General features: G+C 31.4%; 8 protein-coding genes, 1 pseudogene and 1 other annotated feature. Of the genes and pseudogenes, 2 read left to right on the top strand and 7 right to left on the bottom strand.

Going from position 1 to position 15,250, the window contains the following annotated elements; all coding sequences use genetic code 11:
• Positions 1–9 precede the first annotated feature (9 nt).
• Complete coding sequence (locus tag G9F72_RS01120; protein WP_318010938.1) at positions 10–1,572, bottom strand: recombinase family protein; 1,563 nt, start codon at positions 1,570–1,572, stop codon at positions 10–12.
• Positions 1,569–1,751, bottom strand: a complete 183-nt coding sequence (locus G9F72_RS01115) for a hypothetical protein (RefSeq protein WP_164957008.1) — start codon at positions 1,749–1,751, stop codon at positions 1,569–1,571. Before G9F72_RS01115 ends, G9F72_RS01120 begins: the two co-directional genes overlap by 4 nt.
• Positions 1,752–2,078: 327 nt before the next feature.
• On the opposite strand from G9F72_RS01115, the gene G9F72_RS01110 reads away from it, so the two are divergent.
• On the top strand, positions 2,079–4,508 hold the full coding sequence (locus G9F72_RS01110) for a peptidoglycan-binding domain-containing protein (RefSeq protein ID WP_164957009.1): 2,430 nt from the start codon (positions 2,079–2,081) through the stop codon (positions 4,506–4,508).
• Positions 4,509–4,581: 73 nt separating this feature from the next.
• Here the strand turns inward: G9F72_RS01110 and G9F72_RS01105 are convergent.
• Positions 4,582–4,845, bottom strand: a pseudogene (locus G9F72_RS01105) (sugar phosphate nucleotidyltransferase); the annotation flags it as partial.
• A gap of 193 nt (positions 4,846–5,038) precedes the next feature.
• Between G9F72_RS01105 and G9F72_RS01100 the strand changes: the two are divergent.
• Positions 5,039–5,233, top strand: a complete 195-nt coding sequence (locus tag G9F72_RS01100) for a hypothetical protein (RefSeq protein ID WP_164957011.1) — start codon at positions 5,039–5,041, stop codon at positions 5,231–5,233.
• Positions 5,234–5,314: 81 nt separating this feature from the next.
• On the opposite strand, the gene G9F72_RS01095 is transcribed toward G9F72_RS01100, so the two are convergent.
• From G9F72_RS01095 to ileS, 4 genes are all read right to left on the bottom strand, one after another.
• Positions 5,315–5,695 carry a HipA N-terminal domain-containing protein gene (locus G9F72_RS01095; RefSeq protein ID WP_164957012.1) on the bottom strand — a complete coding sequence of 127 codons (381 nt, stop codon included), beginning with the start codon at positions 5,693–5,695 and terminating at the stop codon, positions 5,315–5,317.
• A gap of 74 nt (positions 5,696–5,769) precedes the next feature.
• Positions 5,770–9,909, bottom strand: a complete 4,140-nt coding sequence (locus tag G9F72_RS01090; protein ID WP_164957013.1) for an AAA domain-containing protein — start codon at positions 9,907–9,909, stop codon at positions 5,770–5,772.
• 107 nt (positions 9,910–10,016) lie between these two features.
• A complete protein-coding gene (locus G9F72_RS01085) occupies positions 10,017–11,015 on the bottom strand; it encodes a LacI family DNA-binding transcriptional regulator (protein WP_164957014.1) in 999 nt (332 codons plus the stop codon).
• A 227-nt stretch (positions 11,016–11,242) separates the two neighbouring features.
• Positions 11,243–14,344: an isoleucine--tRNA ligase gene (gene ileS / locus G9F72_RS01080; RefSeq protein ID WP_164957015.1), complete on the bottom strand. Its 3,102-nt coding sequence runs from the start codon at positions 14,342–14,344 to the stop codon at positions 11,243–11,245.
• Positions 14,345–14,510: 166 nt separating this feature from the next.
• Positions 14,511–14,729 (bottom strand) — a binding site (T-box leader).
• Positions 14,730–15,250 lie beyond the last annotated feature (521 nt).

The following is a 15,250-nucleotide window of genomic DNA, read 5'->3' as shown; positions in this document are numbered from 1 at the left end:
ACTCTATAATCAAATTTTAAATTTGTAAAATATATCAATACTCTTTTGTCCCATTTTCTTATCTTCAGAAACAATAATTTTTTCTACTAAGTTTTCTACCATAATTCTATCTAAGTTTTGGAACCTCAAAACTTTGTCAATCTCGTTTTTATAAACTACATACATATCATCATAATTTCTGGATACTTCTAGATTTATTAGCATTTCTTTTTTTCGATTAACTAATTCTTGTTGTTTTTTTTCAATACTATTAGATAAAATTTCAAAATTTCTTTCACTTACTCTTCCATTAAACTTATCCGAATATAATTCCTCAAATTGTCTATCCAATTTTTTTAATTCACTTTCTATATTTTTATATTTGTTACCATGATTTTCCCTCTTATTAATGAACTTATCTATATTGTTATATATCTCTTGTACATTTAATTCTCTTAAAGCAGATTGCATTAAATCGTAAGTTATAATATCCTTTAGCTCATCTTCCTTTAAAGAATGTGCAGTACATCTTCCTCCCCCCATTTGACTATTAGTGCATTTATATCCTTGAAATTTTTTTCTATAAGACATACCTCCTCCACATTCATTACATTTCAGTACAGAAGAAAACATATATATATTTTGGCCTTTGTATCTATAACTTTTAGATCTTTTACTTATAATATTTTGAACTTGTTCAAATATTTCTTTTGATACTATTCCTTTAAATTCCCCCCCATAGATCCATTCTTCCTGAAGGGTAGGTCTTACTTTTTTTATTTTATAACTGATTTTTCTCCATCTTCCTTGGACCATAATGCCACCATATTTAGGGTTATTTAAAATTGTTTTAATGGTATTATTAGTCCAAAGTCCGAATTTAGAAAGTGAAAAATTATTTAATTTCGCAGAAGGCGGGGCTATGCCCTTAGAATTTAAATAAGACGCTAACCTTCCAAACCCATACCCTTTAAGATATAGTTCAAATATTTCTTTTACAGTTTCCGTTGTTTCATCATCTTCTGCCACTAACCTTATTGTTTTTACATTACCCGCGTATTCTTCTTCAAACTTATAGCCATAGGGTGGCTTACTGGCAATTGATGACCCCCGTATCATTCTTTGCTTTAATCCATCCCTAGACCGTCTTGAACAATCTTTAATATACATCTCATTTAGTATGTTTTTAAATGGTATTATATCATTTATTTCCTGTAGTGTATCTACATTATCAAGCACAGATATAAAACGCACTTCATTTATTTTGAAATACTCCTCTAAATAATATCCTGCTGTAATATAGTTTCTTGAAAATCTTGAAAGATCTCGGGTTACAATCATATTTATTTTACCTTGCTCTATGTCTTCCTTCATTCGAATAAAGCTATCTCTTTCAAAATTAGAACCAGAAAATCCCACATCCTCATATATCTCTACAAGATTATATACAGACTCACAGTCCGTTTCACTTTTTTCAAGTAACCATTTTTTTAAACTTTCCACCTGTGCTGGCATGGACTCTTGCTGCTCCTTCTTATCTGATGAAACTCTTGCATAAACCGCTACATCCCATGTTTTTCTCAAACTATTCACTTATTACTTGCCCCCTGAATGATGGCTTTTTTATCATTATCCATATTGTAATAAAATTTATCATATGCTTCACTATTAAATTTTAAATTTGAAAGCTTCATTGACAACAGATTCTCTATTATTGTTTTTAAATCCTTATTTCCATAGTGCCTCTCTATTTTGAAAATAATTTTTGTCACTGTAACCCCTCCACTAAGTACTTCACTTTAATATATGCTTTAAAAATAATAGTCATGTATATTATAAATTTAGGTACTTTTATTGCAATTCCCCTTAAATTAATTCAAATTTAAAATGAATTTTCAAATGATTGTGAACAATATGAACAATATAATTACTTTTTACTATTTTATTGGTATAATTTGCTTGTAAATATTTTACGTATAATAACAATATATTCCTAGTTTGATATTTAACAAACGAAGTTGTGATTTTATTATCCTAGAAAAAAATTGTTTTTATTTCGTTGAAATATTATATACATATAATAAATAGGGGGGATTTCATTGAATAAAAGGTTAAAAGCATTAAGCTGCGCTTTAGTAGCAATATTCGCACTTTCAATTGCAGTAGATAGTCCAAAGACCGGACTCTTTGGTGTAGATGCTGTTTCAGCTGCTACTGGAGTAGCTCCAGTTACTCCGGCTAAACCAACTAAACCATCTAAACCATCTACGTCAACTAATCAAAATACATCACCTGCTTATAATACATCAACAGGTGTAACTCGTTTACTTAGATTCAATTCTATGGGTAACGATGTTAAGGCTCTACAAACTACTCTTAACTTAAAAGGATACAAACTTACTGTTGATGGTATTTTAGGAAATCTAACTTTAGCTGCAGTTAAGAACTATCAAGGTAAGAATGCTCTTGCTGTTGATGGATTAGTTGGACCAGCTACTTTTGCTAAGTTAAATGCAAAACCAGTAGCGCCAAAACCACCAGTTGTTAAACCACCAGTTGTAGTGCCACCAGTAGTTACTCCACCAGTTGTAGTGCCACCTGTTGTTACGCCACCTGATACTGTAACTTCTGCTTCACTAGTAGATAATGCTGCCGTTTTTGAAAAATCAATTGGCAAAGATGGTAAGTGGATTGTTACTACTACTAAAGATTTAACTAGTACTAAAGAACTTGTCTTAGAAGGCGATTTTAAAAATGGTAAGAAAGATACTGTAACAGGCGCTGACCTTATCCAACGTAAGATAGGTCTTTACACTCAAGACGATAAACGTGCTATAACTGCTAGATTTACATTAACAGCTCCAAAATTAACTATTAAGAGTCCTATGAGCAGTTTAGAATATGGAATTTTCAAGGGTGATCTTTATGTTACATCAGCAGACTTCAAATTAATAGATGCTACAGTTGTAGGAAATGTTTATGTTTCAGCAACAAACTTCACTATGACAAAAAATGCTAATATTCAAGGAAACATATATTTCTCTACTCAAGGCGCTAAAGATACATTCAAACCAGAGGCTACAACCTCTGTAACAGGAACTAAAGATTTAATAAAAGTAGATACTGTAACAACAGCTTCAATAGTAAATGATGCTACCGCTTTTGAAAAAGCAATAAGCAAAGATGGTAAATGGATTGCCGCTTCTCTAAGTGATATAACTACTACTAAAGAACTTGTTTTAGAAGGAAAAATTTCAAATGGCAAAAAAGATGCTGCAGGTGTTGATATTATCCAACGTGAAATAGCTCTTTATACTTCAGCTAAACAAGATGGTAAAAGCGTTGTAACTAATAAATTTACTCTAACAGCTCCAAAATTAACAATTAAGAGCCCAGAAGCTAATATTCAAAGCTCAATTTTCAAGGGTAAACTTTACGTTAGTTCTCGTAACTTCAAATTAACAGATTCTAAAGTTATAGGAGATGTTTACGTTCATTCAACAGAATTCAAATTAGCAGGTAATTCAAAAATTGAAGGAAATGTGTATTTTGATAATATAGAAGCACAAAAGACATTCATAATCGAAGCTGGAAGCACTGTAACAGGAACACAGACCTTGTCACAAGCGCCATCAATGGTAGATTCAATATCGTCTGCTTCATTAGTAGATAACGATAAATTTTCTTTTGAGAACGCAATAGGTAAAACTGGTACATGGATTATTTGTCCTGTAAAAGATTTAGTTATTAATAAGGATCTTGTTTTAGAAGGCGACCTTACAAAGCTTGATACTAAAGCTGTTCCACCAGTACAAGTTCCAACAGGCCGTAAGATAGGTCTTTACTATCATGATGGTGATAACTATACAACTGCTAGATTTACTCTAACAGCTCCAAAATTAACTATTAAAAGTAAAGATTCTAATATTTCAAAAGGAATCTTCAAGGGTGACCTTTATGTTTCAGCAACAGGCTTCAAATTAGTTGATGCTAGAATTGAAGGAAATGTATATTTCACTACTCAAGCAGCTAAAGATACATTCAAAATGGATGCTACAAGTTCTGTAACAGGAAACAAAGAGTTAATAGATGTAGATGCTGTAACAAGCGCCTCATTAGTAAATGATGTAGCTGCTTTTGAAAATGCAATTAGCACAAAGGGTAATTGGATTGCTTCTGTTTCAAAAGATTTAACTACTACTAAAGAACTTGTTTTAGATGGCGATAAAATGAATACAAAAACTCCTCCAGTTTCAATGAGAAAAATAGCTCTTTATTCTCAAGATGATAAGTATGCTGTAACTCGTAGATTTACTTTAACAGCTCCAAAATTGACAATTAAGAGTATCGATGCTAGTATTCAAAAAGGAATCTTTGTTGGTGACATTTATGTATCAGCAAAAAACTTCCAGTTAATAGATACTAAAGTTATAGGAAATGTATATTTCACTACTGCAGAAGCTCAAACTACATTCAAAATGGATGCTACGAGTTCTCTAACAGGAATACAAATGTTAAAACTTAACTAAGCATTAGTGTTGAAATCCCCCTATGTATAAACATAGGGGGATTTTTCGCTTTAAAAATGACCTATAAAGTTAATGTAGCGGTCTCCTTATTACTAGGCTCTACAAATATATTAGATTTATGAATTTCTGGAAGTTCACTGCAAATTTTTTCGAAATAATCTTCATTTGTAACTACGTAAATATTTTCATTGCTAACTAAGCATTTTATTCTATCCACAGTGCTTCTTAAAAAGCTCTTATTATTAATAATATTCAAAAACTGCTTTGGGTTTTGTGCACGAGATAGAGGATAAAGTCTTGTTCCTTTTCCACCTGCTAAAATTAGTACATATAGCAAAAAATACCACCCCAATTTATTACTCATTTCATTTTATGATGCCTTAGTCTATGTTGTGAGCACAATTTATAATAAATAATGTTGTGTGTATTTTTCTGCATAATTTAATATGTTTTTATCCAATATATATAGTGAAAAGCAATTTTTTCATTGCTTGCTTTTTAAAATATATTTAGAAAGGGAGAATTAGACTATGTTACCTAAGGATACTCCTTACCCTTATGATGATATGCCTGAAGAGAATTATTTTGGAGAGTTTAGAGAGTTAGTAAGTTCTATAGGACCCTTTGCACCGAAAGATAATGATAAAGATAAAAACCATGAATATCCAGATAAGGAAGACCCAGATGATACTTTTAATGAATTTTCAATATTTCCTAAATACTAAAGTTTGCATGGTTTTAAAAATATAAAGTGTGTAAAATGAAAACATATATTTTCATTTTACACACTTTATATTTAAACATATCTATTTCTCATCCAAAATAATGCGTTCTTCATCAAGTGGGTAAATAAATTCAAAGTTATCTGTTGAAATTTTACCTCCACTTTTTTTTAGTAATTCAAAGGCATCATATTCTTCAAGTTCATATTGCTTCAAAACAGAGCTTATATCCTTCTTACCATGCCCAGGAAGACGCTTTGAAAAGGAACTAAATAATTCTTCTCTGAAATACTCTACATCTATTCTAGGCAAATTAGGTAATGGAGAGAATCCATATTCTTCAGCCTTTTTAACACCTGAAGCATCATATTTAAAATAATATTTTTCTTCTCGTCTAGATAATTCGCCTACTTTAAAGGATTCACCTTCGCTATTCCTCCATATCATCCATATTATATTCTTCACGTCGCTAGTCATCCCTCTCACCCTCTTATTTAAAAGATTTATACTTTAGTATATTGCTGTCATAATACCTATTATTACATTTGCATTTTAAAATCGCTTAATTTTTCTTTCAATTTTTCCATAACTACTCTTGGATTTCTATAAAATTCACTAGCACGTATTTTATAAAATTCCCAACCCATTCTTTCAAGACACATCTGCATTTCATAGTGCTTTTGCCAATTATAATCTTCATCCGCAGTCATTCCGATACACTGCACTGCTATTTTTTTATAATTAGCCTGCTTCATTTCCGAGGATAAATCTGTTTCTACAACAAAATCTATAGTGTATTTTCCAACTTTAACTTTTGGTGTAAGCTTATATCCAAGGCCTTTTATACTTCCTGCTATATGCTCTTCAAAATCATTTAGTAATAAATATTCAAAGGATTTAATCTCTTCCTTTGGTTCATTCTGCTCTAAACAATATTTTAATAAGGAGTACCTAACACATTTATTATTAAGGTTCTCTAAATCTACTGAGTGAAATAGCCACATTTGATTTCTGGCTCGACTTGCAGCCACATTAAATCTTCTTATGTCTGACCCTTTAGTTAGAGCGGCAAACTTAGCATTATTTGCAATAACCATAGATAGGAACATTACATCTCTTTCATCCCCTTGGAAGGAATAAGCATCTCCACAGATAAGTCTTCTTTGTAGCATTTCCTCCATGCCAAGCCTCTCTACTAATTGGCTTTGTATTAATTCAGCTTGGGCATCACCTAGAAGCGATATAACACCCATAGTCATTCCGTTATACCTTTCATTACTACAACACTCTAATATCTTCTCTACAATGCACTCTGCCTCAGGTATATTTAGAGCCTTAGTCCCATCCCTGCATCCATCTATTACTTTAGAGGTTACTATAAAGGGACCGACTTTTTCCAAAGCATCTATTCTTCTTAAAGGTATTATTTCGTTTGAATAACACAATTCATTACTAAAGCCAATTATTTCAGGCACGCATCTAAAGTGTTCTTTTAATAACAACCTATTTGGAAATACTCTTAGTGCAGTATTGTATAAACTAGTTTTTAAATCAAACCACTCAGCATGAGGGATATCTTCTAAGTATGTATTAATTAAAGTTTCTACAACCGAATGGTCCTTCCCAATGGCTTCAGGACTTATTTGCTTTTCATCTCCTACGATAATTGCCTTCTTAGCCCGCATCAAAACCGTTATAGCTGATATGTCACTTTGACTGCTCTCGTCCACAATTACCACGTCAAATAAATTATCTGTAAGCTTTAAATTCTCCATAACTCTATTTATTGGCATAATCCACACAGGAATTACATCTTTACAATTGTCCATTTCCTTTTGTGCAATTTTTCTATACTTTACTGCCTGGGTACCTGTTCCTTTGCCTATTCTTTTTATAGCTTCCATCCAAGTAAATAAGCTTCTTTTTTGAGCTTCTGTAGTATGCTCTATTTGATTAAACCAACTTCTTTTAGAAACAAGTTCTCCTATAATATATTTTTCTTTAATTTTTTCCTGTGATATATTTTTCTCTAAGGCTTCTACAGAGACCTCACCTAATTTACTCAATAACTCATTCCATTTACTCCACTTCCATGCCTTTTCCCAATCTGCACACTGTAAATTCTTCATAATTTCATCTTCACCATTTGTGATGTTATTAAGTAGAATTGGACAACATGCTTGTAATTTATTACTTAGCTCTTTTAATTCTAACACCTGAGGAGCTACTTTCATTAGACTATCTATTTCTAAATAAACAACTTGTATATCATTAATGCACCTTTTGTTTATAGCGTTGTGTAATTTTTCTAAACACCCTACACTAGGAAAATTTTTCTTAATTTCTTCCATTTCATAGTTCAATTTATTATATTCATTTATATACTTTAAACTCTCGAATCCCTTTTTAAGATAAATATATGTTTCTTTCTCATACCAAGATAGCTTACTTGGCAAATTATTGCCAGGCAAATTATTGCCGGGCAAATTATTGCCAGGCAATTTTTTGCCTGTAAAATTTTTATCCGGTAAAAAATTTATTATGTTATTTCTAAAGTCTTTGTCAAAGTCAATAATTGTTTGAATACTTTCAATATCCTCAGACACACCCATTATATAGTTCAAATCTGAATCATCTATAAGCACTCTACCATACTCTTTTACTGTATTGTTCCAAAAATTTTTGAGTTCTCTTTCTAATAACTGTAACTTTATATATAAATCAACCACCACTATTTGGTCTCCGCTATTTATAAGCTCAAAATCCACCTTAAGGTCTTCAAATAAATATTTAAGATTTCCATGAAGCATCTTAAATATGATTCCTAGTCTTCCTTTTTCTCTAATTGCTTTTGCTACAACATCAAAGTCCACTTTAAATTTGTTTATATCAACATCCTTTGGTAGCTCTAATTTGTGATTGTTTAATTCTTGTTTAATTTTATTTATGTTTTTTATATATTCATTGCATTTTTGTACTAATTGCTGCCAAAGGCCTTGCGCCTCATTATTAGAATAATAATATTTCATCACATTCTTTAGCCAGTTATTTTCAAATCCTTCAAGTCTTTCTATGGCATCATCTACAAGTTTTAGAAGTCTTCTATTTCCATAGTCTATATCACTTGCATTATTTAAATCTTTAATATTATCCTGGTAAATTTGCTTCTGCTCTTCTAATTTAAATAATTCTGCAGTTTTATCACATAAATCAATTTCTTTAGGCAGTACTTCTATGTACTTTTTCATGTTATTTACTTCATGAATTTGTTCTTTTTTAATTATACTTGACAAGGTAACTAGCTTTTTAAACTCCTCAGTGTCCAGTGGCTTTTCCGTATTAAAAGAAAGCTTATCTACAAGCCAAGAATGATCCACTTCATTCTCTTTAACCCACTTAGCCATATTCATTAAGGTATATTTTTGACCCTCATATTCTATTTTCTCATTTTCTCTATCCTCAATACATTTTAACTCTCCATATAAATTCTTCTGCGACTCACGACAATTAATAAGTTTATATTTTAGGAGTTTTATTTCTTTACGTAATTCTTTAGTGTCCATGGATAAATTTTCTGTTATTTTTCTAACAGACTCGTCCAATTCTTCTAATGATTTCGTATCATTTCCCAATATGCTGATGCATAATGCTCTAACATCTTCTGGTATTTTATTAGATAAAACTCTTAATGCTCTATCTGTTTGGCTTGTAACTAATACCCTTTTACCATGAGCCAATAGATGACATATTAAATTAGCTATAGAATGGCTTTTACCAGTACCTGGTGGTCCCTGTACAACAATGCCATAATTCTCAGCAAGTCTCTTAGTTATTTCCATTTGTTCTTGATTCGCAGGTAGTGGAAATAACACATCTTCTCCTACCTCCTTCCACTCATCTAGCATTTCAATATCTTGTACTACTTCTTTATCCGAGACCAAGGCCTCTATAGTTTTAGGTATAGGAAACCCCGCTCTTATTTGTGCCAATACATCATTTAGTTCCACATTCCAGAGTCTTGTGTCCACCTTGCGTAGTATTATGCAAGGTGCATTGTAAAATTGTATATTAGATTGAATCAGTATATCGGATTCATCACTTAGATCCTCAATATAAGCGCCTTCCTTGTGCGCTTTTAAAAGCATAGCTATCTCTTCAAAAATATTTGAAGCCATTTCGATATTTCTCACATCTAGAGCCATGTCTTTTGCTTTATTGCGAAGGGCTAGTAAATTATCTAAGTTAACCTCTAAATATTCATTTAAAAACTCAAGTTCTACATTGGTTTGATTATTATATGGCTTTAGAGTAAATGTTTTTTTCACTATGTCAAATTTTATTTCCATCTTAGTTGTAAAAATAGGATGGACTATTTTTTTGCCTTCCTTTTCCCAAGTTAAAAGTCCATTTGACCAAATGATCTCTAAATCTTCACTGTTTTTTTCTAATTGTAGATATGTTTTTTGAAACTGATTATATAGTTTTTCTGCTCTCCCATCTATAGTTAACCAATAATCCTTATTTTCATCACAGTTAAATGTACATCCGCTAATGTTTTGAAGTTCTTTTTGCCAATATACACTTTCATATTCATTAATATTTCTTATAGTTTTCTCATTCATATTTTTAATACACAATAAATACGAAAATACTTTCTCTACTTTATTATTAATATTCAAAGTTTTAATACCTCCAACTTCTTAATTAAATTATCTTTTGTATAAGTCACATTCAAATAATGTAAAAAGTCTTATTAAAACAGAATCTGTTTTAACAAGACTTATTATTATTTACAGGAGTCTCTCTCCACTATTTTATAAGGTAATATAAAATGTTTTTCCTCAACCACTAAATTGTTTATAGATTTTATAAGCATTCTCATACTTACAGAGCCCATATCATACATTGGTTGAGATACTGTAGTAAGTTTTGGATAGAATATTGAAGCTGAATAGATATCATCAAAACCCATAACATCTACGTCGCCAGGAACTTTAATATCTCTATCTCTTAGTGCATTTATTACTCCCATAGCAATTTCGTCACTAGCACAGAATACTGCATCTACCTTTGTACCATTATCTAATATAGTATTAATTCCTGCATAACCATCTCTAGCCTTAACTCCACCAAAATAAACTATCTCTTTATCAAGGTTTATTTCCATTTCCTCTAATCCTTTTTTGTAACCTGTGTACCTTTTAGATAATGCATTAACTTTATCTGTAGTGGTACCTACATATGCAATCTTTTTGTTGCCCTTATTTATCAAATATTTTACTGCGTCTGAGGCTGCCGTTATATTATCAATAGAAACGCTAGGAAATATTCCATCAGCATCCGTAGTTTCTACAAGCACCGTTGGCATTTCAAGCTCTTTTATTAAACTTATAATATTTTGCTCTATGGAATTACTCATGTATATAACTCCGTCTATCATTTTCTCTTTAAGTATTCTTAGTGCTTCCATTTCTTTATCTACATCTAAATCCGCATTGCAAAGCATAATATTATAATTATAAATATTAGCTACATCCTCACACCCTCTAACAATTTCCGGATAAAATTGATTTGATATATCCGGTATAATTATTCCTATAGTACTAGATTTTTGTGTTTTTAAGCTTCTAGCAACTATATTAGGTCTATATGATAATTTTTTTATAGCATCCTTTACCTTTTTCTTCGTATCTTCATTTACCACATCTATATCATTTAAAACTCTAGATACTGTGGCAATAGAAACTCCCGCTTCTCTTGCAACATCTTTTATTGAAGCAGCCATATTTCTCAACTCCTATTTTTTTTCTTATCCGATTATTTTTCGTGTCCTAAGAAAGCACTCATCATATCATTATACTTATAAAATCTTCTTATTTCAAGCTATAATACGAACTTTACCTATAAGTATAATTATAGTGTTGCCCATTTAAATAAATTTTACAATAATATCTTCACTTTATGATTAAAAAGAAAGTATGCGACAAATATCGCATACTTCCAAATTATTAATTATACTTTTTCTACAGCGAGTTCCAAATCTTCTCCATTTATCTTAACTGCAATGTATTCTCTTTTGGCATTGTATACAACTTCTACAGATAATGTATCCCGTTTGATTTGCTCTTCAAATTTTAAAATTATATTTTGAAGCATTTCATTTCCAGACACATACAGTCTGATCTTGTCAGCAACTTCAAAACCGCTTTCTTTTCTCATGTTTTGAATTTTACTCAAGATCTCGCGTACGTTTCCTTCCTCTTTGAGTTCTTCTGTGATGTTAGTATCTAAGACTACTCCCATTTCGCCTTCTCCAGCAAATGCATAGCCTTCTAGCCCTTGCATAGTAACAAGTAATCTTTCACTATTTAATTCTATTTCTGTTCCATTTACCTCTATAGTAACTACCCCACCATTATTTATCGTTTGAGCAAGTTCCATCTGGTTCATAGCTCCTATAGCTTTTTTGATGCCAGGTATAAATTTACCATATGGCTTTCCTAGCACAGGAAGGTTTGGTTTTATTTCAAATTTAACATATTTAGAAAGATCAGCTCCTAGCTCTACTTCCTTAATGTTAAGTTCTTCTTTTACTATGTCTCCATAATATTCTGGAAGAGATCCAAGACTAACTCTCATTTTTGCTAGTGGCTGTCTATTTTTTATATTAGCAGCATTTCTAGCACTTCTTCCTAGTTTAACAGTTTTATAAGCCTTATCCATTTCTTCTTCTAAAAGACTATCCACAAGGTCTTCTCTATATTCAGGCCAAGCACATAAATGAACACTTTCTGGAGCGTTTTTGTCGAAGGTAACTACTAGGTTTTGATATAATTCTTCTGTTACAAATGGTATAAAAGGAGCCGCTATTTTAGCAAAAGTTGTTATAACTCTATATAATGTCATATAAGCGCCTATCTTATCATCTGTAAGTGATTCTACCCAGTATCTTGATCTATTACGTCTTACATACCAATTAGAAAGTTCATCAACAAAGGCTTCAAGTTCAAGAGCTCCTTGAGTTATTCTATAGTTTGTTAAATGGTCATCTGTGCTCTTAACTAATGAGTTTAATTTTGACATCATCCATTTGTCCATTATATTCTCAGACACAAAATTCTCATATTTAGTTGGGTCAAAATTGTCTAAATCAGCATATAGAATATAGAAGGAATATACATTCCAAAGTGTTCCTATAAACTTTCTTTGTGCATCAATAACTGCATCCTCATAGAATCTTGAAGGAAGCCATGGAGCACTAGCAGTATAAAAATACCATCTTAGAGCATCTGCTCCTTGATTATCTAGCACTGTAAATGGACTGAGCACATTTCCTGTATGCTTAGACATTTTAAGTCCGTCTTTATCTAAGACGTGACCAAGTACTATACAGTTTTCAAATGGGTTTGTATCAAATACAGTAGTTGATATCGCAAGTAGTGTATAGAACCAACCTCTTGTTTGATCTACTGCCTCTGAAATAAATTGAGCTGGGAAGTTTGCTTCAAACATTTCTTTGTTTTCAAATGGATAGTGATGTTGTGCAAATGGCATTGACCCAGAGTCAAACCAGGCATCTATAACTTCTTCTACCCTAGTCATTGATTTATTACATTTTGGACATTTTAAATGTACCTTATCTATAAATGGTTTATGAAGTTCTATTCCTTCTGGTACATCAATTCCCTTTTCATTTAGCTCTGCTATACTTCCTATCATTTCGCGATGGCCGCATTCACATTCCCAAATTGGAAGTGGAGTTCCCCAATATCTAGTTCTACTTATACTCCAATCTATAACTCCTTCAAGAAATTTACCCATTCTTCCTGTTCTTACGTTATCTGGCATCCAATTAACTTTATTATTATTTTCTATAAGTTTATCTCTAACTGAAGACATTCTTACAAACCAACTATCTCTTGGGTAATATAAAAGTGGTGTATCACATCTCCAACAATGCGGGTAGGAATGTGTGAATTTTTCTGATTTATATAAGACATTATTTTCTTTTAGATATTCTACTATCTTAGCATCAGCATCTTTGACAAAAACACCCTTCCATGGAGTAACACAATCTATAAACTTACCTTCTATATCAACTAAATTAATAAGTGGCAAATCATTTTGTTTTCCAAGCATGTTATCGTCCTCACCATAAGCAGGGGCAATATGAACTATACCTGTACCATCTGACAGAGTTACAAAGTCCCCATGAACTATATAGAAGGCTTTCTCTTTAGGTGTTTCGAATTTAAACATTTGTTCGTATTCAAGGCCTAAAAGCGCTTCTCCTTTAAATTCTCGTACTACTTCATAATCTCCCTCTAATTTTCCTAGTAATTCTTTTGAAAGTATTAAAGTTTCATCTTCCTGTACCACTTCAACATAATCATATTTTTTGTTCACTGCAAGTGCCACGTTACTTGGAAGCGTCCAAGGAGTTGTAGTCCACACAAGTATAGACTTCTCTTCGCCTTTTACTTTGAATTTCACATAAACTGAAGTTTCTTTTACATCCTTATATCCTTGAGCTACTTCGTGAGAGGATAGCGATGTTCCACATCTCGGGCAATACGGCATTATTTTATGCCCTTTGTATACTAAGTCCTTATCCCACATTTGCTTTAATGCCCACCAAACTGATTCGATATAATCGTTATGGTAAGTTACATAAGGATTCTCCATATCTATCCAGTATCCAACTCTCTCAGACATTTCTTCCCACATGCTAACATAGCTAAAAACACTATTCTTACATTCTGTTACAAATTTTTCTACTCCATATGATTCTATTCCAGGTTTACCATTAATCCCAAGTCTTTTTTCTACTTCTAGTTCTACTGGTAGTCCATGAGTATCCCAACCTGCTTTTCTAGGAACTTTGTAACCTTTCATTACCTTATATCTTGGAATTATATCCTTCATAACTCTTGTTAAAACGTGTCCTATATGTGGCTTACCATTGGCTGTTGGTGGACCATCATAAAAAGTAAAGAACTCTCCTTCCTCATTTAAATCAAAATTCTGTTGGATAATGTCCTTTTCTTTCCAAAGCTTCAGTATATCTTTTTCTATATCCATAAAACTTTTTGAAGGGTCATTTTTCTTGTACATAATAAAACTCCTTTCTTTATTTCATTGACTTAATAATAGGCACTTAGATTTGGTTGAATTTATGGAATAATTATTTAAATTATCACCTGCGGGGCTGATCATCATCTTAGCAGCTACTTATAACCTACGGGCTACAATATTTTTAAATATAAAAAAACTCCATCCTAAATAGGACGAAGTTAAATTCGTTATGCCACCTATATCATAAATACAAATTAAAGTACTATCATACTTTTTCCTTTAACGCAGAAATACGGATAAGCTTACTACATCTTCAGCTCTCAGCTCCTAGGTGATTTTCTTCAAACTTTCACTATGGGTTCACACCTTGCCCCACTCTCTGTAAGTTACCTGCTTAAATACTTTTCCTAATCAGTGCCTTTTTTACTCATAATAATTTAAATACATTATAAATCAGTATGAACTTCCTACAATTATATAATAATGAATTTTTATTGTCAATTTCTTTTTGATTTATTCTTATATTTTCCATAAAGAAGGCTATACACTTAAAATTCAAATTTTATTTTTACGAACATTCATACCTATTTTATTAAAATAGTACGTGAATACTATGGTTTTATGGCTATAATTACAACTTTCATTATGAAATATGCATTTTTTCATAGATATATGTGATATAATATTAGATAAAAAAGAATTTTACCGTAATTTGAATTAAAAATAAGACTAGAATACGTTTACAAAATGAATTCATATTTTACTCAACTTGCAAAATAGCCTGATTGTTTTGTATTTAAATATAATTCATGATGTTTTGTATTGACATACTTTCATTATTGTAATAAAATCATTTTATTTAGTTGTGTCTTAGACAAATAATCTCCATATATATAAATGAAAGTGTTATTTTAATGTGAACATTATTCTATTTCTAAAAATATT

The organism is Clostridium estertheticum (assembly GCF_011065935.2).
Classification (GTDB): Bacteria; Bacillota; Clostridia; order Clostridiales; family Clostridiaceae; genus Clostridium_AD; species Clostridium_AD estertheticum_A.
Note: the sequence above shows the minus strand (reverse complement) of the source record. Positions and strands in the feature narration are given on the sequence as shown.